Source organism: Escherichia sp. TW14182, assembly GCF_000208525.1.
Lineage (GTDB): Bacteria > Pseudomonadota > Gammaproteobacteria > Enterobacterales > Enterobacteriaceae > Escherichia > Escherichia ruysiae.
The window spans coordinates 1-24,325 of sequence record NZ_AEJZ01000178.1; the positions used below are offsets into that span (position 1 = coordinate 1).

Genomic DNA, 24,325 nt, shown 5'->3' on the forward strand with positions numbered 1-24,325 from the left:
CCTTTTTAACAGCATTGAGATTATGTTTGATGAATAATCGTCCCAACCATGCATTATCCATCCCTAACTTCGAAAGCTTCTTATTAATCCAGTTGTATTTTTTTGGAGTTGTTATATTTTTTATCTTATACTTTTTTTTCAAGTACTGGATCATTTTTAATTCATAATCTGCAACCCAGTTTATAAAATAAATAGTCATAATGAAGTTAGTTCCAGTACATACTGATAAATATTTTTATAATCCTTTGCGTTGTGTTCGCTCTTTAATACGCTCGGCCTTAATGCTTGCCATGTTCAATAAATTCCGTTCAAGAGATAATATTTTTCGTAAAGGCATCCCAAAATAAACCTTCATAAATCGCCATATATCTCTCTGCGTCAGGCCAATATTCATCGATGAAAAATATAGACCAATCAAATCTTTATCCCGCCAACGACGTGGGACTTTTTCCCGTATCTGCGCGCGATGCAGGTCTATTACCGAAATTTTTAATTCATCTTCCCGGCCAGTGAACGGTAAATGAAGCAAAAAGTGGCAGATATAACAATCACGATGATTTATTCCTGCTGCGTGCATTTTACGCACCATAGTTGCCACTCGTGTAATCAGCATACGCTTAACACATATATCAGGCGGATTAACTGTCCAATCTGCACAATAATCTTCAAGGCTAATCGTAGGAGTAAGATCTTCGGTAATAATAAATGATGTACGGGTTAATGGATTTAACCCTTTTTCACCAAACCCTATACCGTGCATCGTATCAACACCGACATCATGCAGTCGATGAATAGCGTGCCACTCTCTGTCTGCGCCTAAAACGGGCATACGCAATGAGAGCAGGTTTTTTATAATTTCTTTTAAGGTCGTACCTTTGTGCCATTTAAGGAAATAGCTTTTCCCAGCCAATTCAAAGCGTAATGTTCGACGTGTCTCTAGTTCGCGAAAGACTTCGCCATTCAGTTTTTTAACTTCTGTAAAAGCATCTTTACCACGCCAAAGTGTGGCAAGCGGCTCTTTTAATTCAACCATCTAAACCACCTATAATAATATCTGCGGCTTTCTCTGGCAGGCTGTATAAATCCTGAGTATCTGCATAATGGCGAGCATTCTCCGCCCAGGCCATTCGTAGCGAATACTGTGTTAATGCTTTGCGTAAGATCGCATTTAATTCTTCCTGACGGAATGGTTCCGCGATAACCGCTCCACAATTAGCATCCGCAATATAATGCGCGTATCCACATACTGCGGTTGTCAAAACAGGTAATCCAGCGGTGATCGCCTCAAGGAGAACAATACCTGCAGCTTCCTGGTAAGCGGGATGCAGTAAGATATCTGCCGCTGCCATTAATTCAGACACGTCATTCCTCCCGGAAAAGAAATGCACGTTGCTACGTACCCCAAGCTTTTCTGCCAGCACTTCAAATTTGCGTGGTTTATCCTGACCAACGACAAACAAAAGCGTATTGTGGCGTAATGATTCAGGTAATGATGCCAAAGCCTTAATTGAGCGATCCACACCTTTACGACCGAAATCTGACCCAACCTGTAGCAATAAGTTTTGTTGTTCGGTTATGCCATTTTTCTGACGATATATTTCACGACTGTTTGGGATTTGCTCGCTGTATTTCCTGTCCGGATAGATGCCGGGGGGGAGAATTTGAAAACGTTCTGGTTCAGTCTGGTAATGCTTCTGAAAATCGGCGATTTGCTTATCGGTCAGCATCATGAGTTTCGTCGATTTACCATGCTCAAATGTCGCTCGCTCAAATGCGGCATAATGCCGATAGCGTGATGTTAAACGATAGAAAAAACCTTTTTCTTGCGCGACTTTCTCAGCGTAACAGACATCGGCGGCAAAATAGACATCCAGCCCAGGCATCTTATTAAACCCAACGACACGATCCGCAGGATGCGCTTTGAGATGATTTTGTACCCAGGCATAATATTCTTTATTACGTCCATGGTTAGTATGGGATTTAACCGGTACGCGAATAAGCTCAAATGCTTCCGGACAATCACCTTCCCACGACTGTGTATATACCCGAACATGGTGGCCCCGTGCGGCAACTGTTGACGCAATACGCATAAAGTCACGCTGTAGACCACCAAATGGAAAATATTTATATAAACAAAACGCCACAATCATAATTATGCATTCCTGTTAGCTGAAGGAGCATCTTCTGGCAACAGCTTTTCCGTAGCGGCAATGACATCTTCCGCTGGAATAACAGAAAGATATTTTTTGTTGCGGTCAAGTTCATGCCGGGTGGGCATTTGTTGATAATTACCCGCCCAGAACTGAATAATATTATCGGTCCATGGACGCCAGAATACATGATCAGTGGCCCCAAACAGGCTAATAACTGGCGTCTTCACCGCCGCCGCAATATGCCCTGGCGCAGAATCCACACCAATAAAGAGTACGGCATGATCAATTAACGCACCCAGTTCAGGAAACCGTGTTTTACCTGCAAGGCCAGTGATAGGTTTTGTTTGGCAGCCTTGTGCTATTTCATCTACACAGGCGAGATCATCTGCCGAAGGCCCACAGGTCAGCACAACCTGATAACCACGCCGTTGCAAAGCATCGATAACCATAGAAAACTTATCATTATCCCAGCACTTAAATATCTGACGAGCTGTCGGTTGGATGACGACATAATGATCTTTCACGCCCAGAGCATCTAATTCCTGCCGCATTTTCTTCCAGCAATCCTCGGCGTAACTCATTGTTGTGTCGGTGTAGAAATCGGTAATACCTAATGGCTCAAGGACCGATAAATTACGCTCAACAATATGTGTACCGTGTATTGGCGCTAAGTGTGTAAAGCTTTTTTTCCAAATACTATGCTGCCGATGACCATAAAGTTGCGATATTTTCATACGTGCCGGTAAACAACGCACCAGCAGTGCTACCATCCATTGATCCGTAAGATTAATGACCAGGTCATAATTATTCGCACGCAGAGTTTTTATCAACGAAAGCACATTTTTAATTTTATCGAATGTTCCCGCACCTTTATTGCTTATGCCATAGAGCGTATTAATTTCCGGGTTTTCAGACAAAATAGGAATTGTATCCTGATAAAGCAGCATATCGATTTTTGCATCGGGATAATTCTGCTTGAGCGTACTGATGACAGGAGTAGTTAATAACATATCTCCGTGATATCGCATCTTTATGACCAGGATATTTCGAAATGGCTTTTCCACTAGCGACTCTTTTGTATGATTGTCTGGTTAAGTTAAGCAGAAAAAAGCACGCTACCGCCCCAGGCTCAACAGCTACCTGAATACTGATAACGCACTTACTTTGGCGTGCTAGTGTATCATTTCTTTCGCAGCAATCCGACCCGAATGTTTTTTATACACAAAATGGTTTTTAATCATAAAAATCATGCAGATAAAAAACCACATGCAGATAATTCTGGTACGGACGATGCCTATATAGAGTTGCAAATTGGTTCGGGCTTCAATGAATCGCATAAAAATACAAAAAAAATGGAGATGTCGCGGTAGTTCAGACCAAACAGAAGCTATTTAAGTCAAAAACGGGAAAAGTAATGGTAAAGCCCCAGCTAAATACATAGAATCCCCAGCACATCCATAAGTCAGCTATTTATTATGCTCGAATTGCTTTACACCGCCCTTCTCTACCTTATTCAGCCGTTGATCTGGATACGGCTCTGGGTGCGCGGACGTAAGGCTCCGGCCTATCGAAAACGCTGGGGTGAACGTTACGGTTTTTACCGCCATCCGCTGAAACCAGGCGGCATTATGCTGCACTCCGTCTCCGTCGGTGAAACTCTGGCGGCGATCCCGTTGGTGCGCGCGCTGCGTCATCGCTACCCTGATTTGCCGATTACCGTTACAACCATGACGCCAACCGGTTCGGAGCGCGTACAATCAGCGTTTGGGAAGGATGTTCAACACGTTTATCTGCCTTACGATCTGCCCGATGCGCTCAACCGTTTCCTTAATAAAGTAGACCCTAAACTGGTGTTGATTATGGAAACCGAGTTGTGGCCAAACCTGATTGCGGCGCTACATAAACGTAAAATTCCGCTGGTTATCGCCAACGCGCGACTTTCTGCGCGCTCTGCGGCAGGTTACGCCAAACTGGGCAAATTCGTTCGTCGCTTACTGCGTCGTATTACGCTGATTGCCGCCCAAAATGAAGAAGATGGTGCACGTTTTGTGGCGCTGGGCGCAAAAAATAATCAGGTGACCGTTACCGGTAGCCTGAAATTCGATATTTCTGTAACACCACAACTGGCTGCTAAAGCAGTGACGCTGCGCCGCCAGTGGGCGCCACATCGCCCGGTATGGATTGCCACCAGTACTCATGATGGTGAAGAGAGCGTGGTAATTGCCGCGCATCAGACGCTGTTAAAGCAGTTCCCTAATTTATTGCTCATTCTTGTTCCACGTCATCCGGAACGCTTCCCGGATGCGATTAACCTGGTCCGCCAGGCTGGACTAAGCTATATCACACGCTCTTCCGGAGAAATCCCTTCCGCCAGTACACAAGTGGTAGTTGGCGATACGATGGGCGAGCTGATGTTGCTATACGGCATTGCCGATCTCGCGTTTGTTGGCGGTTCACTGGTTGAACGAGGTGGGCATAACCCACTGGAGGCTGCTGCACACGCTATTCCGGTACTGATGGGGCCGCATACCTTTAACTTTAAAGACATTTGCGCACGGCTGGAGCAGGCAAGCGGGCTGATTACCGTCACTGATGCCGCGTCGCTGGCAAAAGAGATATCCTCTTTACTCACCGACGCCGATTACCGTAGTTTTTATGGCCGTCATGCCGTTGAAGTGCTGTATCAAAACCAGGGCGCGCTGCAGCGTCTGCTTCAACTGCTGGAACCTTACCTGCCACCGAAAACGCATTGAGGTTGTTATGCAAAAACGGGCGATTTATCCGGGTACTTTCGATCCCATTACCAATGGTCATATCGATATCGTGACGCGCGCCACGCAGATGTTCGATCACGTTATTCTGGCGATTGCCGCCAGCCCCAGTAAAAAACCGATGTTTACCCTGGAAGAGCGCGTGGTACTGGCACAGCAGGCAACCGCGCATCTGGGAAACGTGGAAGTGGTCGGGTTTAGTGATTTGATGGCAAACTTCGCGCGTAATCAACACGCTACGGTGCTGATTCGTGGTCTGCGTGCGGTGGCGGATTTTGAATATGAAATGCAGCTGGCGCATATGAATCGCCACTTAATGCCGGAACTGGAAAGTGTCTTTTTGATGCCTTCAAAAGAGTGGTCGTTTATCTCTTCATCGCTGGTCAAAGAGGTGGCTCGCCATCAGGGTGATGTCACCCATTTCCTGCCGGAGAATGTCCATCAGGCGCTGATGGCGAAGTTAGCGTAGCGTTTATGCCGGATGGTATGCCATCCGGCGCGCATGAATTACTTCTGGCACCGCCTGCAATAAAACGTCGCCCGCTGCGCATGTTTAGTCGCCACAATCGGCGTACCGCACACCCGACACGGCTCGCCTTTACGCCCGTAAACCTGCAATTCCTGAGCGAAATAACCCGGTTTACCGTCACTTTGTAGAAAATCTTTCAGCGTCGTGCCGCCCTGTTCAATAGAACGGAGTAGCACTGCCTTAATCACTCGCGCCAACAATTCACACTCAGCCAGCGACAGAGACGATGCCAGCCGATCAGGATGGATCCCCGCAGCAAACAGTGATTCGCTGGCGTAGATATTTCCCACACCCACCACCAGCTTGTTATCCATCAGCCAGGGTTTAATCGCCGTTTTTTTCTTCGCGCACTTCTGATGTAGGTATTCGCCATTGAAATCGTCGCTAAGCGGCTCCGGCCCAAGATGGGCCAGCACATTGTGCCCTTCCAGTTCTTTGGCCCACAGCCAGGCGCCAAAGCGGCGCGGATCGGTATAGCGCAGCACTTTGCCGTTGCTCATCACCAAATCAACATGGTCATGCTTTTCAGGGGGAAGTTCTTCTGGAAGGATGCGCAGGCTGCCAGACATACCCAGATGAATGATAATCCAGCCCTCTGGCAACTCCAGCAGCAGATATTTAGCCCGGCGCTGCACGCTAAGCACTGGTTGGTCGCTTAAACGGTAGATTTCTTCCGAAACCGGCCAGCGCAAGCGTCCATTGCGCACCACCGCATGAAGAATAGTTGCACCAACGAGATGCGGTTCTATCCCGCGACGGCTGGTTTCAACTTCGGGTAATTCAGGCATAGCATCTCCAGGAATGAACAGATGCAGTCAATATGGGGGCAAACAGATAACAAAAAACCCCGCCGAAGCGAGGTTTTTCGTTACATTAAAGCGAGAATTATTTAATTTTCGCTTCTTTGTAGATCACGTGCTGGCGAACAACTGGATCGAATTTTTTCAGTTCCAGTTTTTCCGGCTTAGTACGTTTGTTCTTCGTAGTGGTATAGAAGTGACCAGTACCAGCAGAAGAAACCAGCTTGATTTTCTCACGAATACCTTTAGCCATGATTTATTTCCTCTAAGTACTTAGTACTTTTCGCCACGGGCACGCAGTTCAGCCAGAACTGTATCGATGCCTTTTTTATCGATTACACGCATACCTTTAGCAGATACGCGCAGGGTGACAAAACGCTTCTCGCTCTCAACCCAGAAACGGTGAGAGTGCAGGTTCGGCAGGAAACGGCGTTTAGTCGCGTTCAGTGCGTGGGAACGGTTGTTACCGGTCACCGGACGCTTGCCAGTAACTTGGCAGACTCGGGACATGTCTATTCTCCAAAAATCAAATTAGCTCGAGCTTCGTATGGGGTATTGGCGCCTCGTCAGGCTTTACAGCCCGGTCATCGCAGTTCTATGTGAACTCTCGATTGCCAGGCCCAAATGCCAAACCCGAGATTCTCAAAGGTGGCGTAGTATACGCTGACTCGGCGATGTGCTCAAGTCCCGAACAGACAAAGATCCCGAAGGATCGCGCATAGCGGGTTAAATCCAGCCGCGTTCGGCAAAAGAAACATATTCTCCACGCCCAATCACGATATGGTCGAGCACGCGTAATTCCATGAACTGACAACTTTTTATTATCCGTTCGGTGATGAGTTTATCCGCTTTACTGGGTTCAGCACAACCCGAAGGGTGATTATGCGCAAGGATCAGCGCCGAGGCGTTTATTTTTATCGCTTCGCGGATAATTTCCCGAGGATGGACTTCAACATGGTTTAGCGTGCCGGAAAAAAGACGGCTATGCGTTATAACCCGGTGTTGTGAGTCGAGAAAGATCACCATAAAGATCTCCCGCTCTTCGCCCGTGAGCTGGCTTTGTAAAAATTCCCTCGTCATCTCCGGGCTGAGTAACGGGCTTTCTTCACGCATCCGCACGTTGTAGTAACGCCGCGCCAGTTCGGCAATCCCCTTTAACTGGGCAAATTTCGCCACGCCAATTCCATGAACCCCACTAAATTGTTCATATTCAGAGGTTAACAAGCCGTAAAGAGAGCCGAAATTCTCCAGCATCTCTTTTGCCAGGGTTAACACATCTTTACCGCGCGTTCCTGTACGCAGAAATAACGCCAGCAGCTCGACATCCGTTAACGCACCAATGCCAAACTTCAGCATTTTTTCGCGCGGCATCAACAGCTGTGCATTGTTTTTCACCTTCACCTCCTTTGTGATGCTCGCATCCTGTCATAGCCGTTCCGTTAAATCGACGGCCAGTTTTCAATCCTGGAAAGCGCCTCGCAAAGTGATTCTCAGGTGAAAGCACGACAACAAAAGTATTGTGATAAAATCGCCAACTTCTGGTGTCACCCAACAGGAAAAATCATCATGAGTCTGGCCGGTAAAAAAATCGTTCTCGGCGTCAGCGGCGGTATTGCTGCCTATAAAACCCCTGAACTGGTGCGTCGTTTGCGCGATCGCGGGGCCGACGTCCGTGTGGTAATGACCGAAGCGGCAAAAGCCTTTATCACTCCACTTAGTTTGCAGGCGGTTTCTGGTTATCCCGTTTCCGACAGTCTGCTGGATCCGGCAGCCGAAGCGGCAATGGGCCACATTGAGCTGGGTAAATGGGCTGATTTAGTGATTCTTGCCCCAGCCACGGCGGATTTGATTGCCCGCGTTGCTGCCGGTATGGCGAATGATTTGGTATCGACGATTTGCCTTGCGACTCCTGCGCCTGTTGCCGTGCTGCCAGCGATGAACCAACAGATGTATCGTGCTGCTGCCACCCAGCATAATTTAGAGGTGCTTGCCTCGCGCGGTTTGCTGATCTGGGGGCCCGATAGCGGCAGCCAGGCCTGTGGTGATGTCGGCCCTGGGCGAATGCTCGATCCGTTAACCATTGTTGATATGGCGGTCGCCCATTTTTCGCCCGTCAACGACTTGAAACATCTGAACATTATGATTACCGCAGGTCCGACACGTGAACCGCTCGATCCGGTGCGTTATATCTCTAATCACAGCTCCGGCAAGATGGGATTCGCCATTGCCGCAGCCGCTGCACGTCGTGGCGCGAACGTCACGCTGATTTCTGGCCCGGTTTCACTACCGACGCCACCGTTTGTTAAACGTGTTGATGTGGTAACCGCACTGGAGATGGAAGCCGCCGTGAAGGCATCCGTGCAACAGCAAAATATCTTTATCGGTTGTGCCGCCGTCGCGGATTACCGTGCAGCCACCGTTGCCAGCGAAAAAATCAAAAAGCAGGCCACACCGGGTGATGAATTAACAATAAAAATGGTTAAAAACCCCGATATCGTCGCCGGTGTTGCCGCATTAAAAGACCATAGGCCTTATGTTGTTGGATTTGCCGCCGAAACAAATAATGTGGAAGAATACGCCCGGCAAAAACGTATCCGCAAAAACCTTGATCTGATCTGCGCTAACGATGTTTCCAGAAAAAATCAGGGATTTAATAGCGACAAAAACGCATTACACCTTTTCTGGCAGGATGGCGATAAAATCTTACCGCTTGAGCGAAAAGAGCTCCTTGGCCAATTATTACTCGACGAGATTGTGACCCGTTATGATGAAGAAAATCGACGTTAAGATTCTGGACCCGCGCGTTGGGAAGGAATTTCCACTCCCGACTTATGCCACTTCTGGTTCTGCCGGACTTGACCTGCGCGCCTGTCTCGACGACGCCGTAGAACTGGCACCGGGCGACACTACACTAGTGCCGACCGGACTGGCGATTCATATTGCCGACCCTTCACTGGCGGCGATGATGCTGCCGCGCTCCGGGTTGGGACATAAGCACGGTATTGTGCTTGGTAACCTGGTAGGATTGATCGATTCCGACTATCAGGGTCAGCTGATGATCTCCGTGTGGAACCGTGGTCAGGACAGTTTCACCATTCAACCTGGCGAACGTATCGCGCAGATGATTTTTGTTCCGGTGGTACAGGCCGATTTTAATCTGGTGGAAGATTTTGACGCCACCGACCGGGGTGAAGGCGGTTTTGGTCACTCTGGTCGTCAGTAACGCATACGCATCCAAATAACGTCATAACATCGCCGCAAACATTTCGTTTGCGGTCATAGCGTGGGTGCCGCCTGGCAAGTGCTTATTTTCAGGGGTATTTTGTAACATGGCAGAAAAACAAACTGCGAAAAGGAACCGTCGCGAAGAAATACTTCAGTCTCTGGCGTTGATGTTAGAATCCAGCGATGGAAGCCAGCGTATCACGACGGCGAAACTGGCCGCCTCTGTCGGCGTTTCCGAAGCGGCTCTGTATCGCCACTTCCCCAGTAAAACCCGCATGTTCGATAGCCTGATTGAGTTTATCGAAGATAGCCTGATTACTCGTATTAACCTGATTCTGAAAGATGAAAAGGACACTACTGCGCGCCTGCGCCTGATTGTGTTGCTGCTTCTCGGTTTCGGCGAACGTAATCCAGGCCTGACCCGCATCCTCACTGGTCATGCGCTAATGTTCGAACAGGATCGCCTGCAAGGGCGCATCAACCAACTGTTCGAGCGTATCGAAGCGCAGCTGCGTCAGGTATTGCGTGAAAAGAGAATGCGTGAGGGTGAAGGTTACACCACCGATGAAACGTTGCTGGCAAGCCAACTTCTGGCGTTTTGCGAAGGTATGCTGTCTCGTTTTGTTCGTAGCGAGTTTAAATATCGCCCGACGGATGACTTTGACGCCCGCTGGCCGCTGATTGCCGCGCAGTTGCAGTAATATAACGCCGGATGACTTACCATCCGGCGTTTCTTATCAAACCCCGTACTCTTCGCGATAAGCCTTAACCGCCGCCAGATGCTCCGCCATTTCCGGCTTCTCTTCGAGGTAAGCAATCAGGTCTTTCAGAGTGATGATAGAAATCACTTTGCAGTTGTAATCACGCTCAACTTCCTGAATCGCGGAAATTTCACCGCGACCACGTTCCTGACGATCGAGCGAAATCAACACGCCAGCAAGCGTAGCGCCATTGGCCTGAATAATTTCCATCGATTCGCGAATCGCCGTCCCGGCGGTGATCACATCATCCACCAGCATTACGCGCCCTTGTAACGCGCTACCGACCAGATTGCCGCCCTCACCGTGGTCTTTTGCTTCTTTGCGGTTAAAGCAGTATGGCAGGTCAAGGTCATGATGCTCCGCCAGCGCCACAGCGGTAGTGGTGGCAATCGGAATCCCTTTGTAAGCCGGGCCAAACAGCAGATCGAACTCAATACCAGAATCCACCAACGCTTCAGCGTAAAAACGGCCTAACAGTGCCAGATCGCGCCCGGTATTAAACAGCCCGGCGTTGAAGAAATAGGGGCTTTTGCGCCCGGATTTCAGCGTAAACTCGCCAAACTTTAATACCTGTTTGCCAAGCGCAAATTCAATAAACTGGCGCTGATATGGTTTCATGCCTTCGCTCCTCATCTTACTTTTCTACAGACAAAAAAAAGGCGACTCATCAGTCGCCTTAAAAATCAGTTTGCCAGCGCCGCTTTCTGCGTCGCTACAATGGATTCGATTCCCCCTCGGGCCAACGCCAACAAGGTGAGGAGTTCTTCGTGAGTGAACGGCTCGCCTTCCGCCGTACCCTGAACCTCAATGATGCGCCCATCTTCGGTCATCACTACGTTCATATCCGTTTCTGCGGCAGAGTCTTCGACGTATTCCAGATCGCAAATCGCTTCGCCGTTAACGATACCCACCGAAACCGCTGCCACCATGCCTTTCATCGGATTGGTTTTCAGTTTGCCATTCTCAACCAGCTTATTCAGTGCATCTGCCAGCGCCACGCAGGCACCAGTGATTGAAGCAGTGCGCGTGCCGCCATCGGCCTGAAGTACGTCGCAATCCAGCGTAATGGTGAACTCACCCAACGCTTTCAAATCAACCGCCGCACGCAATGCACGGGCAATCAGACGCTGGATTTCCATCGTGCGTCCACCCTGCTTCCCCTTCGCTGCTTCACGAGCGTTACGGGTATGCGTGGAGCGCGGCAGCATACCGTATTCTGCGGTGATCCAGCCTTGCCCCTGACCTTTCAGGAAACGAGGCACGCCTTCTTCAATAGAGGCGGTACACAACACTTTGGTATCGCCAAATTCGACCAGCACCGAGCCTTCTGCATGTTTTGTATAGTTACGAGTCAGGGTAACGGGGCGCACCTGATTATTGCTACGGCCTGCTGGACGCATATTGAAATCTCCGGCTTGAAACAAATGTGGCTGCGCATTATACGGACTTCCGGCGGTTATTCCTATCCTGACAAGGCATCGATGGCTATAATCCTTCCACCTCTCCTTTTATAAACAGGAACGTCTATGATCCGCAGTATGACCGCCTACGCCCGGCGTGAAATCAAGGGTGAATGGGGGAGCGCAACCTGGGAAATGCGCTCGGTAAACCAGCGTTATCTGGAAACTTACTTTCGTCTGCCGGAGCAGTTCCGTAGCCTGGAACCTGTCGTTCGCGAGCGTATTCGTTCTCGCCTGACGCGCGGTAAAGTGGAATGTACCCTGCGCTATGAGCCAGATGTCAGCGCACAAGGAGAACTGATTCTCAACGAAAAACTGGCTAAACAGCTGGTAACTGCTGCGAACTGGGTAAAAATGCAGAGCGACGAAGGGGAAATAAACCCGGTTGATATTCTGCGCTGGCCGGGCGTAATGGCAGCCCAGGAACAGGATCTCGACGCTATTGCCGCTGAAATTCTTGCTGCTCTTGATGGTACGCTGGACGACTTTATCGTCGCGCGCGAAACCGAAGGTCAGGCGCTGAAAGCGTTGATCGAGCAGCGTCTGGAAGGCGTCACCGCCGAAGTAGCTAAAGTGCGCGCCCATATGCCGGAAATTCTGCAATGGCAGCGTGAACGTCTGGTCGCGAAGCTGGAAGATGCTCAGGTTCAGCTGGAGAACAATCGTCTGGAGCAAGAGCTGGTGCTGCTGGCGCAACGAATTGATGTTGCCGAAGAACTGGATCGCCTCGAAGCGCATGTCAAAGAGACCTACAACATTCTCAAGAAAAAAGAAGCCGTTGGTCGTCGTCTGGACTTTATGATGCAAGAGTTCAACCGCGAGTCGAACACTCTTGCTTCGAAATCTATCAATGCCGAAGTGACGAACTCCGCGATTGAGTTGAAGGTGTTGATTGAGCAGATGCGCGAACAGATCCAGAATATTGAGTAAGCGACACAGCATTGTAGGCCGTTGTTAATTTCAGCGGCTCTACATACATCTACCTAAAAAACGTCAAAAATCCCATACTTTTTCTAATGCATTTTTCTTAACACAACATCAGAAAAATGCATTAGATTTGCAGAAAGCACCAATTTCACATAACTATAAATTATCAATCCAAACTCACCTTAAAAAATCTCAATCGTGACGATGCACACAAATCGCTACCCTGCCAGACAGATTTTTAGGGAGAGAACCATGCTGTTACACATTTTGTATTTGGTTGGTATTACCGCCGAAGCCATGACGGGGGCGCTGGCGGCTGGGCGACGCCGAATGGATACATTTGGCGTAATTATCATTGCGACCGCCACCGCAATCGGTGGTGGCTCAGTGCGGGATATTCTTTTAGGCCACTATCCGCTCGGTTGGGTCAAGCATCCGGAATATGTGATTATTGTTGCCACAGCCGCCGTACTGACCACTATTGTTGCCCCGGTGATGCCTTATCTGCGCAAAGTCTTTCTGGTGCTTGATGCGCTCGGGCTGGTAGTTTTTTCTATTATTGGTGCACAAGTCGCGCTGGATATGGGGCACGGTCCGATCATTGCCGTTGTCGCAGCGGTGACGACCGGCGTGTTTGGCGGCGTTTTGCGAGACATGTTCTGTAAACGCATCCCGCTGGTCTTTCAGAAAGAGCTGTATGCTGGGGTTTCATTTGCCTCCGCCGTACTCTATATCGCGTTGCAACACTACGTCTCTAACCATGATGTGGTGATTATTTCCACTCTGGTGTTTGGCTTTTTCGCTCGCTTGCTGGCGCTGCGTCTTAAGCTGGGTTTACCCGTCTTTTACTACAGCCACGAAGGTCACTAAGGCACAAAACCTGTGACCTGCTGGGCAGCCAGCCAGTTGCCCAGCATCTTGATTTGCCCATTATCTTTCCATTCAATAACCTGGCTGGCACGACGAGGTCCTGTCTCTGGCAGTTGCCGCCAATGCTGTTCGCTTCTCTGCAAAACTTGCTCCCAGGTGCTGGAATCGCTGGCGTTAAGCGCCGCCTGGGTTAAGGGTATTCCCATTGCCATCACCCAGCGGGTAAAAGGCTGCTTACGTGCCAGATTAAACTGATGCCATAACTGCTCGCTTTTGCTTTTCGCTATCCCCGGCGTGTTCTGCAATTGCTCTGGCGTTAACTGAAGCCAGGAAAAGATATGCTCAAGGTGATGAGTCTGATGCAGCGCACGCCAGCCAGCTTCACCAATGCCGTCCAGCCCCAAAACCTGTTTTGACCCCAGCCAGACTAGCCGTGAAATGAATTGCTCCTGACAAACATCAGAAGCAAAGTAGCAGGTCAACGAATTAAAGCGGTTTTCTGGCGGAATTGGTTTAGTACGTTCCGTTCCGCGCCAGACCACATCGTCAATGCGTGGAATACCCTGACCGGCAAGACTAACGAGAATTTGATCGCCAGGCGCAATATCCCATTCCTGCCAGCGCCTGACGGAACCAATATTCACCCGCTGAACTTTTTTATCATCCAGCATGACAGGCGCGAGTGACGCCACCACCGATATTTTGCCGCTCTTACCCACCGCAAACTGAATCGCATTCACTTCGGCAACCTGTGCCACGGGTTGATATTTCCACGCCACCAACCAATTCGCCTGACCCGGTAGCCAATGGATGGATTCGGGTTCTTTCGCCGCTCGTACAACGACACCATCGGTAACAAAGGGTAACGCTGTTTTCCACCACTCATTACGTATCCGCTCAACCTCATCAGCATTTTTGACTGCGCGAGTGTACATCTGCGTCAGACTAAACCCTGCGGTTGCAAGCTGTTGCAATCGCTCGGTCATTAACTGCGGTCCATCCGGCCACGCCCAGATAAACACGCCAAGTGAATTTAGCGCGTCAGTATTGTTCTGCCGCATCATCATGCCCGCGACTTTCGAGCGCGCATTCATTCCCCCCATTTGTTGTTGGATATGCCCCTCACGCTGGAGAAATATTTCGCCCTGCAGCGTACTGTTGGCTAAAGGTCCGCTGACGGATTGTGGTACAGAAGGAATCGAGCGAACTTTCTGCGTCCAGTCTTCGCCCTTCAGGCCATTACCACGACTGATCGCTTTAATCAGTTTTCCCTCACGGTAGACCAGAGTTACCGCAACACCATCAACTTTTGGTTGCACCCAAAGATCGCTGCGTTCACGCATCCACAGTCTTAACGCATTTTTATCCGCCATTTTACGTACGCCCGTATGCGCAACCGGATGGATAACCGTGCCGTTTAAAAGCGGCATCATGGCGTCACGATGCGTCTCTTCACCAAAACAACGTTGCCACTGCGTAAGACGGGCACTTATCTGATCGTAAACACTGTCTTCCACATCACTTTTTCCTACTCTCCAGTAATCATCGTCCCACTGTTTTATTTGTTGTTGCAGGCGGGAAATTTCTTCATGCGCTCTGGCGGGCGACCAGGCTGGGCAGACCGCCTGCGCCGATGATTGCCAGCACAAAATCCCCATTAATACCGCTATCCATACTTTCATCATCACCTCCGCTGTAGTCAGGCGGGCAGGTATACAACGTGGTGAATGTAAATCCGAGTGGCAAAAACGAAGTGTGCGAGGACGCTTCCAGAGAATCGTTCTGATTGCAGTAAATGACAGGGAATTGCGGAAACAGCTACGCAAAACGCAACAACTTTGCGCAAAAAGTATGAGCGAGGGCTACGTCACGTGACCGCGCCGTGTATAATAAGCTCGTATGTAGGCTTTATTTCGCTAATCACATACGAAAGATACTCATGGCTCAAGGCACGCTTTATATTGTTTCTGCCCCCAGTGGCGCGGGTAAATCCAGCCTGATTCAGGCTTTATTAAAAACCCAACCGTTGTATGACACCCAGGTTTCTGTTTCACACACCACGCGCGCACCGCGTCCAGGTGAAGTACACGGTGAGCATTACTTCTTTGTTAATCATGATGAATTTAAAGAGATGATTAGCAGAGATGCATTCCTTGAGCACGCGGAAGTGTTCGGTAATTACTATGGCACTTCGCGCGAAGCCATTGAGCAAGTACTGGCAAGTGGCGTAGATGTTTTTCTGGATATCGACTGGCAGGGCGCGCAACAAATTCGCCAGAAGATGCCACATGCGCGTAGTATCTTTATTTTACCGCCGTCCAAAATCGAGCTGGATCGCCGTCTACGCGGTCGCGGTCAGGACAGCGAAGAGGTCATTGCAAAGCGTATGGCGCAAGCAGTTGCAGAAATGAGCCATTACGCCGAATATGATTATTTGATTGTGAATGATGATTTTGACACCGCACTGGGTGATCTGAAGACCATTATTCGCGCCGAACGCTTGCGCATGAGTCGCCAAAAGCAACGTCATGACGCTTTAATCAGCAAATTGTTGGCAGACTGAACCTTCTTTCAGTATCATGCCCAGTCATTTCTTCACCTGTGGAGCTTTTTAAGTATGGCACGCGTAACTGTTCAGGACGCTGTAGAGAAAATTGGTAACCGTTTTGACCTGGTACTGGTCGCCGCGCGTCGCGCTCGTCAGATGCAGGTAGGCGGAAAGGATCCGCTAGTACCGGAAGAAAACGATAAAACCACAGTAATCGCGCTGCGCGAAATCGAAGAAGGTCTGATCAACAACCAGATCCTCGACGTTCGCGAACGCCAGGAACAGCAAGAGCAGGAAGCCGCTGAAATTCAAGCCGTTACCGCTATTGCTGAAGGTCGTCGTTAATCACAAAGCGGGTCGCCCTTGTATCTGTTTGAAAGCCTGAATCAACTGATTCAAAACTACCTGCCAGAAGACCAAATTAAGCGTCTGCGGCAGGCGTATCTCGTTGCACGTGATGCTCACGAGGGGCAAACACGTTCAAGCGGTGAACCCTATATCACGCACCCGGTAGCGGTTGCCTGCATTCTGGCCGAGATGAAACTCGACTATGAAACGCTAATGGCTGCGCTACTTCATGACGTGATTGAAGATACTCCCGCCACCTACCAGGACATGGAACAGCTTTTTGGCAAAAGCGTCGCCGAGCTGGTAGAGGGGGTGTCGAAACTTGATAAACTCAAGTTCCGCGATAAGAAAGAGGCGCAAGCCGAAAACTTTCGCAAGATGATTATGGCGATGGTGCAGGATATCCGCGTCATCCTCATCAAACTCGCAGACCGTACCCACAACATGCGCACGCTGGGCTCACTTCGCCCGGACAAACGTCGCCGAATCGCCCGTGAAACTCTCGAAATATACAGCCCGCTGGCACACCGTTTAGGTATCCACCACATTAAAACCGAACTCGAAGAGTTGGGTTTTGAGGCGCTGTATCCCAACCGTTACCGCGTGATTAAAGAAGTGGTGAAAGCCGCGCGCGGTAACCGTAAAGAGATGATCCAAAAAATCCTCTCAGAAATCGAAGGGCGCTTGCAGGAAGCGGGAATACCGTGCCGCGTCAGTGGTCGCGAGAAACATCTTTATTCGATTTACTGCAAAATGGTGCTCAAAGAGCAGCGTTTTCACTCAATCATGGATATCTACGCCTTCCGCGTGATCGTCAATGATTCCGATACCTGTTATCGCGTGCTCGGCCAGATGCACAGCCTGTATAAGCCGCGCCCAGGTCGCGTGAAAGACTATATCGCCATTCCAAAAGCGAACGGCTATCAGTCTTTGCACACCTCGATGATTGGCCCCCACGGCGTGCCGGTTGAAGTCCAGATCCGTACCGAAGATATGGATCAAATGGCGGAGATGGGTGTTGCCGCACACTGGGCTTATAAAGAGCACGGCGAGACCAGCACCACTGCGCAAATCCGCGCCCAGCGTTGGATGCAGAGCCTGCTGGAGCTTCAACAGAGCGCCGGTAGCTCATTTGAATTTATCGAGAGCGTTAAATCCGATCTCTTCCCGGATGAGATTTACGTTTTCACACCGGAAGGGCGCATTGTCGAACTGCCTGCCGGTGCCACGCCTGTCGATTTCGCGTACGCGGTGCATACCGATATCGGTCATGCCTGCGTGGGTGCGCGAGTTGATCGCCAGCCTTACCCGCTGTCGCAGCCACTCTCCAGCGGACAAACCGTTGAAATCATTACCGCGCCGGGCGCTCGCCCGAATGCCGCCTGGCTGAACTTTGTCGTCAGCTCGAAAGCACGCGCCAAAATCCGCCAGTTGCTGAAAAACCTCAAGCGTGATGATTCCGTTAGCCTGGGGCGTCGCCTGCTCAACCACGCGTTGGGTGGCAGCCGTAAGCTGAATGAAATCCCGCAGGAAAATATTCAGCGCGAACTGGATCGCATGAAACTGGCGACACTTGACGATTTGCTGGCAGAAATCGGTCTTGGCAATGCAATGAGCGTAGTGGTAGCGAAGAATCTCCAGCAGGGAGACGGTTCCATTCCACCAGCAACCCAAAGCCACGGGCATCTGCCGATTAAAGGCGCTGATGGCGTGTTGATCACTTTTGCGAAATGCTGCCGCCCTATTCCCGGCGACCCGATCATCGCCCACGTTAGCCCCGGTAAAGGTCTGGTGATCCACCATGAGTCCTGCCGTAACATCCGTGGCTACCAGAAAGAGCCAGAGAAGTTTATGGCTGTAGAATGGGATAAAGAAACGGCGCAGGAGTTCATTACTGAAATCAAGGTGGAAATGTTCAACCATCAGGGTGCGCTGGCAAACCTGACTGCGGCGATCAACACAACCAATTCCAATATTCAAAGTTTGAATACGGAAGAGAAAGATGGTCGCGTCTATAGTGCCTTTATTCGCCTGACCGCCCGGGATCGCGTACATCTGGCAAATATCATGCGCAAAATCCGTGTGATGCCAGACGTGATTAAAGTCACCCGAAACAGAAATTAATGTTTTATGAACCCAACACGTTATGCACGCATCTGTGAAATGCTCGCCAGGCGGCAGCCTGACCTGACCGTCTGCATGGAACAGGTTCACAAACCCCATAACGTTTCTGCGATTATTCGTACCGCAGATGCCGTTGGCGTACATGAAGTTCATGCCGTCTGGCCTGGCAGCCGGATGCGCACTATGGCTTCGGCTGCGGCTGGCAGCAACAGTTGGGTACAGGTGAAAACGCACCGCACCATTGGCGATGCCGTCGCCCATCTGAAAGGCCAGGGAATGCAGATTCTGGCTACACATCTTTCTGATAACGCCGTCGATTTTCGCGAAATTGATTACACCCGCCCGACCTGTATTTTGATGGGTCAGGAGAAAACGGGCATCACGCAGGAAGCGTTAGCACTGGCGGATCAGGACATCATTATCCCGATGATCGGCATGGTACAGTCGCTGAACGTCTCCGTCGCATCGGCACTCATTCTTTACGAAGCCCAGCGTCAGCGGCAAAACGCAGGCATGTACCTTCGTGAAAACAGCATGTTACCGGAATCAGAACAACAACGCCTGCTGTTTGAAGGCGGCTATCCGGTGCTGGCGAAAGTCGCAAAACGCAAAGGCCTGCCTTACCCCCACGTCAATCAGCAAGGCGAGATCGAAGCTGATGCCGACTGGTGGGCCACCATGCAGGCTGCAGGGTAAGTGCGATGAAAGGTCGCCTGTTAGATGCTGTCCCGCTCAGTTCCCTAACGGGCGTTGGCGCGGCACAAAGTAACAAGCTGGCGAAAATCAACCTGCATACCGTGCAGGATTTACTCTTACACCTTCCCCTGCGCTACGAAGATCGCACCCATCTTTATCCCATTGGCGAGCTGTTACCCGGCGTTTATGCCACGGTTGAAGGCGAAGTGCTGAACTGTAATATCTCCTTCGGCGGTCGACGGATGATGACCTGCCAGATTAGCGACGGTTCCGGCATTCTCACCATGCGCTTTTTCAACTTCAGCGCGGCGATGAAAAATAGCCTGGCGACGGGACGACGTGTGCTGGCCTACGGCGAAGCAAAGCGCGGCAAATATGGCGCGGAGATGATCCATCCGGAATATCGCGTACAGGGTGATCTCAGTACTCCGGAGCTACAGGAAACGCTCACGCCGGTTTACCCAACGACTGAAGGCGTTAAACAGGCAACGCTACGTAAATTAACCGACCAGGCGCTGGATCTGCTGGATACCTGCGCTATTGAAGAACTGTTGCCGCCGGAACTGTCACAGGGGATGATGACGCTGCCGGAAGCCTTGAGAACTCTGCATCGCCCGCCGCCGACGCTGCAACTTAGCGATCTGGAAAGCGGGCAGCATCCGGCACAACGTCGTCTGATTCTGGAAGAACTACTGGCGCACAACCTCAGTATGCTGGCGTTACGCGCTGGAGCACAACGTTTTCATGCCCAACCGCTTAGCGCCAATGACTCGCTGAAAAATAAACTCCTTGCCGCCTTACCGTTCAAACCAACGGGTGCTCAGGCACGTGTGGTGGCGGAAATCGAGCGCGATATGGCGCTCGATGTTCCGATGATGCGTCTGGTGCAAGGCGATGTAGGTTCCGGTAAAACGCTGGTTGCTGCCCTTGCCGCGCTGCGTGCAATTGCTCACGGTAAACAGGTGGCGCTGATGGCACCAACCGAGTTGCTCGCCGAACAGCACGCCAATAACTTTCGCAACTGGTTTGAGCCGCTCGGTATCGAAGTGGGCTGGCTGGCTGGCAAGCAGAAAGGTAAAGCGCGACTGGCGCAGCAGGAAGCCATCGCCAACGGTCAGGTGCAGATGATTGTCGGCACTCACGCCATCTTCCAGGAACAGGTACAATTTAACGGTCTGGCGCTGGTGATTATCGACGAACAGCATCGTTTTGGTGTGCATCAACGCCTGGCGTTATGGGAGAAAGGCCAGCAGCAAGGGTTCCATCCGCATCAGTTAATCATGACCGCCACGCCGATCCCCCGCACGCTGGCAATGACCGCCTATGCCGATCTCGATACCTCGGTCATTGATGAACTGCCGCCAGGGCGTACCCCGGTGACGACAGTGGCAATCCCGGATACGCGTCGTAACGACATTATTGACCGCGTGCGTCACGCATGCATGACTGAAGGTCGTCAGGCGTACTGGGTTTGTACGTTGATTGAAGAGTCGGAATTACTGGAAGCGCAGGCAGCGGAAGCTACCTGGGAAGAGTTGAAACTGGCGCTACCAGAGTTGAATGTTGGCCTGGTACACGGACGGATGAAACCAGCCGAGAAGCAGGCGGTGATGGCGTCGTTTAAACAAGGTGAGCTACACCTGCTCGTTGCCACAACCGTTATTGAAGTCGGCGTTGATGTGCCTAACGCCAGTCTGATGATTATCGAAAACCCGGAGCGTCTGGGTCTGGCGCAGTTACACCAGCTGCGCGGGCGTGTAGGTCGTGGCGCGGTGGCTTCTCACTGCGTGCTGCTCTACAAAACACCGCTCTCTAAAACGGCGCAAATTCGCCTGCAAGTGCTGCGCGACAGCAACGACGGGTTTGTGATTGCACAAAAAGATCTGGAGATTCGCGGCCCTGGCGAATTGTTAGGTACGCGTCAGACGGGTAATGCCGAATTTAAAGTGGCAGATTTACTGCGTGATCAGGCCATGATCCCGGAAGTTCAGCGCCTGGCACGGCATATTCACGAACGTTACCCACAACAGGCAAAAGCCCTGATAGAACGCTGGATGCCGGAGACGGAACGCTACTCGAACGCATAAAGACGGCGGAGAGAAGACTGCCGTTTAGATTGATCTACCTTCCTGCCGGATGCGGCGTGAACGCCTTATCCGGCCTACAAAAAACTCACAAAATCAATAAATTGAGAATTATTACGTAGGCCAGATAAGCGAAGCGTATCAGGCATTTGTCTTTGTTGCGGCGGCACTTATACCGCCGCTTCATCGGTTACCCCGCAAAAATCGGCAACATCAAATACAGCTTAATCACCAGCGCGTTAACGATATCGATAAAGAACGCACCGACCATCGGCACCACCAGGAAGGCCATGTGCGATGGGCCAAAGCGTTCGGTAATCGCCTGCATGTTGGCAATTGCCGTGGGCGTTGCACCAAGGCCAAAACCACAGTGACCCGCAGCCAGCACCGCCGCATCGTAGTTTTTGCCCATCATGCGCCAGGTGACAAAGATGGCGTACAACGCCATGAAGATGGTCTGTGCGACCAGAATCGCCAGCATCGGCAGCGCCAGCGAAGCCAGCTCCCAAAGTTTCAGCCCCATCAACGCCATCGCCAGGAACAACGACAGACTTACGTTACCCAACACCGATACCGCACGCTCAAAGACGCGGTAAAAGCCCATCATTGACAGACCGTTACTCAGAATCACGCCCACAAACAGCACGCAAACGAAGGTCGGCAATTCAAAAGCTGTGCCAGCCAAAAGTTGCGCAACAATTTTCCCCACCGTCAGACAAATCGCGATAAGAGCGATGGTTTCAATCAGCACCAGCGAGGTGATCATGCGCCCAACGTCCGGCTTTTCAAACGCCGTTGGGACTTCCTGGTCATCCGGAATACCGTTTGGCGTGGTGGAGTGCTTCACCAGATACCGCGCCACCGGCCCCCCAATCAAGCCGCCCAACACCAGACCAAACGTTGCACAAGCCATCGCCACTTCCGTCGCGTTGGTGAAGCCATAACGTTCAATGAACAATTTACTCCACGCAGCACCTGTACCGTGGCCGCCGGAAAGCGTAATAGAACCGGCCAGCAGCCCCATCAGCGGATCAAGCCCTAACAGGCTAGCCATCCCAATGCCGATGGCATTTTGCATCACCAGTAAGCCAACAACCACGATGAGGAAAATCCCCACCACACGCCCACCGGCACGCAGGCTGGCAATATTGGCATTCAGACCAATGGTTGCGAAGAATGCCAGCATCAACGGATCGCGCAGGGACATATCAAAATTAACTTCCCAGCCCATACTTTTTTTCAGCACTAGCAGCGCCAGTGCCACCAGCAACCCTCCGGCAACCGGTTCAGGTATGGTGTATTTCTTCAGAAAGGAGACGGAATGGACCAACTTGCGCCCGAGCAGCAACGTCAGGGTTGCTGCAACAAGCGTTGCTAAAGTATCGAGATGAAACATAGTTACTCCTTTGTGTCCGCACCACTCTTTCACACTCGTCATACTTCATCGCGCATGTGCATTAGGGCGAAATATGACGAGTATCGAGTCATGCTATCCCGGTTCGAATTCTCAGCTGAAAATAAAAAAATGGCATGGATTTTAAGCAGAAAACAACCAAAAGTTATATAAAAAAGTGCATTTATCGCATTTAAATATTTAGAAGAATGCATGGCAAACGTTTGCTTTTACCTTTCGGTCAGCTAAAATGCCCGCTTTGCCACCACGGGATTGTTTTCGATGTCTGTTTCCACCCTAGAGTCAGAAAATGCGCAACCGGTTGCGCAGACTCAAAACAGCGAACTGATTTATCGTCTTGAAGATCGTCCGCCGCTTGCTCAAACTCTGTTTGCCGCCTGTCAGCATCTGCTGGCGATGTTTGTCGCGGTAATCACGCCAGCATTGTTAATCTGCCAGGCGCTGGGTTTACCAGCACAGGACACGCAACACATTATTAGTATGTCGCTGTTTGCTTCCGGTGTGGCGTCGATTATTCAGATTAAAGCCTGGGGGCCGGTTGGTTCCGGGTTGTTGTCTATTCAGGGCACCAGCTTTAACTTCGTTGCCCCGCTGATTATGGGCGGAACGGCACTGAAGACCGGTGGCGCCGATGTTCCAACCATGATGGCGGCGCTCTTCGGCACACTGATGCTGGCAAGTTGCACTGAAATGGTAATCTCCCGCGTTTTGCACCTGGCGCGCCGCATTATTACGCCTCTGGTTTCTGGCGTTGTAGTAATGATTATCGGCCTGTCGCTAATACAGGTTGGGTTAACGTCCATTGGCGGCGGTTATGCGGCCATGAACGATAACACCTTTGGCGCGCCGAAAAATTTGCTGCTGGCGGGTGTGGTCTTAGCTTTAATCATTCTGCTTAACCGTCAACGTAACCCTTACTTACGCGTGGCCTCGCTGGTGATTGCGATGGCAGCCGGATATGCGCTGGCGTGGTTTATGGGCATGTTGCCAGAAAGCAACGAGCCGATGACGCAAGAACTGATTATGGTGCCAACACCGCTCTATTACGGGCTTGGTATTGAATGGAGTTTGCTGTTGCCGCTGATGCTGGTCTTTATGATCACCTCGCTGGAAACTATTGGCGATATCACCGCCACCTCCGACGTTTCCGAACAACCGGTTTCCGGTCCGCTGTACATGAAACGCCTGAAAGGCGGCGTACTGGCAAACGGCCTGAACTCGTTTGTATCGGCGGTGTTTAACACCTTCCCGAACTCCTGCTTCGGGCAGAACAACGGTGTGATCCAGTTGACCGGTGTTGCCAGCCGTTATGTCGGTTTTGTCGTCGCACTGATGCTGATTGTGCTCGGCCTGTTCCCGGCTGTGAGCGGTTTTGTGCAGCATATTCCGGAACCGGTACTTGGCGGCGCTACGCTGGTGATGTTTGGTACTATCGCCGCATCAGGTGTGCGTATCGTTTCTCGTGAACCGCTGAATCGTCGGGCCATTCTGATTATCGCGCTGTCGCTGGCGGTCGGTCTGGGCGTTTCTCAGCAGCCGCTGATTTTGCAGTTTGCCCCTGACTGGCTGAAAAACCTGCTCTCCTCCGGGATCGCCGCTGGCGGTATCACTGCCA

24 protein-coding genes and 1 pseudogene are annotated in these 24,325 nt (G+C 50.9%); 13 read left to right on the plus strand and 12 right to left on the minus strand.

The genetic code is table 11. The features are described from left to right. From EQY_RS0115350 to rfaQ, 4 genes and pseudogenes are all read right to left on the minus strand, one after another. Window positions 1-199, minus strand: a pseudogene (locus EQY_RS0115350) (lipopolysaccharide biosynthesis protein); the annotation flags it as partial. A 36-nt stretch (window positions 200-235) separates the two neighbouring features. Further along, window positions 236-1,033: a lipopolysaccharide core heptose(I) kinase RfaP gene (gene rfaP / locus EQY_RS0115355; RefSeq protein ID WP_000229845.1), complete on the minus strand. Its 798-nt coding sequence runs from the start codon at window positions 1,031-1,033 to the stop codon at window positions 236-238. Further along, on the minus strand, window positions 1,026-2,150 hold the full coding sequence (gene rfaG / locus EQY_RS0115360; protein ID WP_000634281.1) for a lipopolysaccharide glucosyltransferase I: 1,125 nt from the start codon (window positions 2,148-2,150) through the stop codon (window positions 1,026-1,028). Before rfaG ends, rfaP begins: the two co-directional genes overlap by 8 nt. Window positions 2,151-2,152: 2 nt before the next feature. Beyond that, complete coding sequence (gene rfaQ, locus EQY_RS0115365) at window positions 2,153-3,217, minus strand: lipopolysaccharide core heptosyltransferase RfaQ (protein WP_024212608.1); 1,065 nt, start codon at window positions 3,215-3,217, stop codon at window positions 2,153-2,155. A 411-nt stretch (window positions 3,218-3,628) separates the two neighbouring features. On the opposite strand from rfaQ, the gene waaA reads away from it, so the two are divergent. Together waaA and coaD are read left to right on the plus strand one after the other, a co-directional pair. Next, window positions 3,629-4,906 (plus strand): lipid IV(A) 3-deoxy-D-manno-octulosonic acid transferase, encoded by a 1,278-nt coding sequence (gene waaA, locus EQY_RS0115370; protein ID WP_000891558.1) that lies wholly within the window; start codon window positions 3,629-3,631, stop codon window positions 4,904-4,906. A gap of 7 nt (window positions 4,907-4,913) precedes the next feature. Beyond that, window positions 4,914-5,393 carry a pantetheine-phosphate adenylyltransferase gene (coaD, locus tag EQY_RS0115375; RefSeq protein WP_001171876.1) on the plus strand — a complete coding sequence of 160 codons (480 nt, stop codon included), beginning with the start codon at window positions 4,914-4,916 and terminating at the stop codon, window positions 5,391-5,393. Between the two features lie 38 nt (window positions 5,394-5,431). On the opposite strand, the gene mutM is transcribed toward coaD, so the two are convergent. The 4 genes from mutM to radC form a co-directional block, all read right to left on the minus strand. Continuing rightward, the gene (gene mutM / locus EQY_RS0115380) at window positions 5,432-6,241 is read right to left on the minus strand and encodes a bifunctional DNA-formamidopyrimidine glycosylase/DNA-(apurinic or apyrimidinic site) lyase (protein ID WP_001114530.1); all 810 of its coding nucleotides are present in this window, start codon (window positions 6,239-6,241) and stop codon (window positions 5,432-5,434) included. Window positions 6,242-6,338: 97 nt separating this feature from the next. Beyond that, window positions 6,339-6,506: a 50S ribosomal protein L33 gene (gene rpmG, locus EQY_RS0115385; RefSeq protein ID WP_001051798.1), complete on the minus strand. Its 168-nt coding sequence runs from the start codon at window positions 6,504-6,506 to the stop codon at window positions 6,339-6,341. A gap of 20 nt (window positions 6,507-6,526) precedes the next feature. Then, complete coding sequence (rpmB, locus tag EQY_RS0115390; RefSeq protein ID WP_000091955.1) at window positions 6,527-6,763, minus strand: 50S ribosomal protein L28; 237 nt, start codon at window positions 6,761-6,763, stop codon at window positions 6,527-6,529. 216 nt (window positions 6,764-6,979) lie between these two features. Continuing rightward, complete coding sequence (gene radC, locus EQY_RS0115395; RefSeq protein ID WP_010344500.1) at window positions 6,980-7,648, minus strand: RadC family protein; 669 nt, start codon at window positions 7,646-7,648, stop codon at window positions 6,980-6,982. A 171-nt stretch (window positions 7,649-7,819) separates the two neighbouring features. On the opposite strand from radC, the gene coaBC reads away from it, so the two are divergent. From coaBC to slmA, 3 genes are all read left to right on the plus strand, one after another. Beyond that, window positions 7,820-9,040 carry a bifunctional phosphopantothenoylcysteine decarboxylase/phosphopantothenate--cysteine ligase CoaBC gene (gene coaBC / locus EQY_RS0115400; protein ID WP_000050165.1) on the plus strand — a complete coding sequence of 407 codons (1,221 nt, stop codon included), beginning with the start codon at window positions 7,820-7,822 and terminating at the stop codon, window positions 9,038-9,040. Beyond that, window positions 9,018-9,476 (plus strand): dUTP diphosphatase, encoded by a 459-nt coding sequence (gene dut / locus EQY_RS0115405; RefSeq protein WP_000976068.1) that lies wholly within the window; start codon window positions 9,018-9,020, stop codon window positions 9,474-9,476. The genes coaBC and dut overlap by 23 nt, the downstream gene beginning before the upstream one ends. Window positions 9,477-9,582: 106 nt before the next feature. Further along, a complete protein-coding gene (slmA, locus tag EQY_RS0115410; protein ID WP_000818603.1) occupies window positions 9,583-10,179 on the plus strand; it encodes a nucleoid occlusion factor SlmA in 597 nt (198 codons plus the stop codon). Window positions 10,180-10,215: 36 nt separating this feature from the next. Here slmA and pyrE read toward each other — a convergent pair whose 3' ends face one another. Further along, window positions 10,216-10,857 (minus strand): orotate phosphoribosyltransferase, encoded by a 642-nt coding sequence (pyrE, locus tag EQY_RS0115415; protein ID WP_000806155.1) that lies wholly within the window; start codon window positions 10,855-10,857, stop codon window positions 10,216-10,218. 65 nt (window positions 10,858-10,922) lie between these two features. Next, window positions 10,923-11,639, minus strand: coding sequence for a ribonuclease PH (gene rph, locus EQY_RS0115420; protein WP_001247086.1), 717 nt, complete (start codon window positions 11,637-11,639; stop codon window positions 10,923-10,925). Between the two features lie 126 nt (window positions 11,640-11,765). Between rph and EQY_RS0115425 the strand changes: the two genes are divergently transcribed. Both EQY_RS0115425 and EQY_RS0115430 read left to right on the plus strand, forming a co-directional pair. Beyond that, a complete protein-coding gene (locus EQY_RS0115425; RefSeq protein ID WP_000621334.1) occupies window positions 11,766-12,629 on the plus strand; it encodes a YicC/YloC family endoribonuclease in 864 nt (287 codons plus the stop codon). 249 nt (window positions 12,630-12,878) lie between these two features. Further along, a complete protein-coding gene (locus EQY_RS0115430; protein ID WP_000924289.1) occupies window positions 12,879-13,496 on the plus strand; it encodes a trimeric intracellular cation channel family protein in 618 nt (205 codons plus the stop codon). On the opposite strand, the gene ligB is transcribed toward EQY_RS0115430, so the two are convergent. Next, on the minus strand, window positions 13,493-15,178 hold the full coding sequence (ligB, locus tag EQY_RS0115435; protein ID WP_024212609.1) for an NAD-dependent DNA ligase LigB: 1,686 nt from the start codon (window positions 15,176-15,178) through the stop codon (window positions 13,493-13,495). The genes EQY_RS0115430 and ligB overlap by 4 nt on opposite strands. 257 nt (window positions 15,179-15,435) lie before the next feature. Between ligB and gmk the strand changes: the two genes are divergently transcribed. The 5 genes from gmk to recG are packed head-to-tail and all read left to right on the plus strand — an operon-like array spanning window position 15,436 to window position 21,299. Further along, complete coding sequence (gene gmk / locus EQY_RS0115440; protein ID WP_010344504.1) at window positions 15,436-16,059, plus strand: guanylate kinase; 624 nt, start codon at window positions 15,436-15,438, stop codon at window positions 16,057-16,059. 54 nt (window positions 16,060-16,113) lie between these two features. Next, window positions 16,114-16,389 carry a DNA-directed RNA polymerase subunit omega gene (rpoZ, locus tag EQY_RS0115445; RefSeq protein ID WP_000135057.1) on the plus strand — a complete coding sequence of 92 codons (276 nt, stop codon included), beginning with the start codon at window positions 16,114-16,116 and terminating at the stop codon, window positions 16,387-16,389. A gap of 18 nt (window positions 16,390-16,407) precedes the next feature. Next, window positions 16,408-18,516, plus strand: coding sequence for a bifunctional GTP diphosphokinase/guanosine-3',5'-bis pyrophosphate 3'-pyrophosphohydrolase (spoT, locus tag EQY_RS0115450; RefSeq protein ID WP_000280472.1), 2,109 nt, complete (start codon window positions 16,408-16,410; stop codon window positions 18,514-18,516). A gap of 6 nt (window positions 18,517-18,522) precedes the next feature. After that, window positions 18,523-19,212, plus strand: coding sequence for a tRNA (guanosine(18)-2'-O)-methyltransferase TrmH (gene trmH, locus EQY_RS0115455; protein WP_001070182.1), 690 nt, complete (start codon window positions 18,523-18,525; stop codon window positions 19,210-19,212). Between the two features lie 5 nt (window positions 19,213-19,217). Beyond that, window positions 19,218-21,299, plus strand: coding sequence for an ATP-dependent DNA helicase RecG (gene recG / locus EQY_RS0115460; RefSeq protein ID WP_000678474.1), 2,082 nt, complete (start codon window positions 19,218-19,220; stop codon window positions 21,297-21,299). A 187-nt stretch (window positions 21,300-21,486) separates the two neighbouring features. On the opposite strand, the gene gltS is transcribed toward recG, so the two are convergent. After that, the gene (gltS, locus tag EQY_RS0115465) at window positions 21,487-22,692 is read right to left on the minus strand and encodes a sodium/glutamate symporter (protein WP_000468835.1); all 1,206 of its coding nucleotides are present in this window, start codon (window positions 22,690-22,692) and stop codon (window positions 21,487-21,489) included. A 279-nt stretch (window positions 22,693-22,971) separates the two neighbouring features. Between gltS and xanP the strand changes: the two genes are divergently transcribed. Continuing rightward, on the plus strand, window positions 22,972-24,325 hold a 1,354-nt coding region (xanP, locus tag EQY_RS0115470; RefSeq protein WP_000116928.1), incomplete at its 3' end, for a xanthine/proton symporter XanP.

Coding starts and splice junctions, on each gene's coding strand:
- rfaP (WP_000229845.1), bottom strand. CDS start 1,033: ATGGTTGAATTAAAAGAGCCGCTTGCCACACTTTGGCGTGGTAAAGAT.
- rfaG (WP_000634281.1), bottom strand. CDS start 2,150: ATGATTGTGGCGTTTTGTTTATATAAATATTTTCCATTTGGTGGTCTA.
- waaA (WP_000891558.1), top strand. CDS start 3,629: ATGCTCGAATTGCTTTACACCGCCCTTCTCTACCTTATTCAGCCGTTG.
- coaD (WP_001171876.1), top strand. CDS start 4,914: ATGCAAAAACGGGCGATTTATCCGGGTACTTTCGATCCCATTACCAAT.
- mutM (WP_001114530.1), bottom strand. CDS start 6,241: ATGCCTGAATTACCCGAAGTTGAAACCAGCCGTCGCGGGATAGAACCG.
- rpmG (WP_001051798.1), bottom strand. CDS start 6,506: ATGGCTAAAGGTATTCGTGAGAAAATCAAGCTGGTTTCTTCTGCTGGT.
- rpmB (WP_000091955.1), bottom strand. CDS start 6,763: ATGTCCCGAGTCTGCCAAGTTACTGGCAAGCGTCCGGTGACCGGTAAC.
- coaBC (WP_000050165.1), top strand. CDS start 7,820: ATGAGTCTGGCCGGTAAAAAAATCGTTCTCGGCGTCAGCGGCGGTATT.
- dut (WP_000976068.1), top strand. CDS start 9,018: ATGATGAAGAAAATCGACGTTAAGATTCTGGACCCGCGCGTTGGGAAG.
- slmA (WP_000818603.1), top strand. CDS start 9,583: ATGGCAGAAAAACAAACTGCGAAAAGGAACCGTCGCGAAGAAATACTT.
- pyrE (WP_000806155.1), bottom strand. CDS start 10,857: ATGAAACCATATCAGCGCCAGTTTATTGAATTTGCGCTTGGCAAACAG.
- rph (WP_001247086.1), bottom strand. CDS start 11,639: ATGCGTCCAGCAGGCCGTAGCAATAATCAGGTGCGCCCCGTTACCCTG.
- EQY_RS0115425 (WP_000621334.1), top strand. CDS start 11,766: ATGATCCGCAGTATGACCGCCTACGCCCGGCGTGAAATCAAGGGTGAA.
- EQY_RS0115430 (WP_000924289.1), top strand. CDS start 12,879: ATGCTGTTACACATTTTGTATTTGGTTGGTATTACCGCCGAAGCCATG.
- ligB (WP_024212609.1), bottom strand. CDS start 15,178: ATGAAAGTATGGATAGCGGTATTAATGGGGATTTTGTGCTGGCAATCA.
- gmk (WP_010344504.1), top strand. CDS start 15,436: ATGGCTCAAGGCACGCTTTATATTGTTTCTGCCCCCAGTGGCGCGGGT.
- rpoZ (WP_000135057.1), top strand. CDS start 16,114: ATGGCACGCGTAACTGTTCAGGACGCTGTAGAGAAAATTGGTAACCGT.
- trmH (WP_001070182.1), top strand. CDS start 18,523: ATGAACCCAACACGTTATGCACGCATCTGTGAAATGCTCGCCAGGCGG.
- recG (WP_000678474.1), top strand. CDS start 19,218: ATGAAAGGTCGCCTGTTAGATGCTGTCCCGCTCAGTTCCCTAACGGGC.
- gltS (WP_000468835.1), bottom strand. CDS start 22,692: ATGTTTCATCTCGATACTTTAGCAACGCTTGTTGCAGCAACCCTGACG.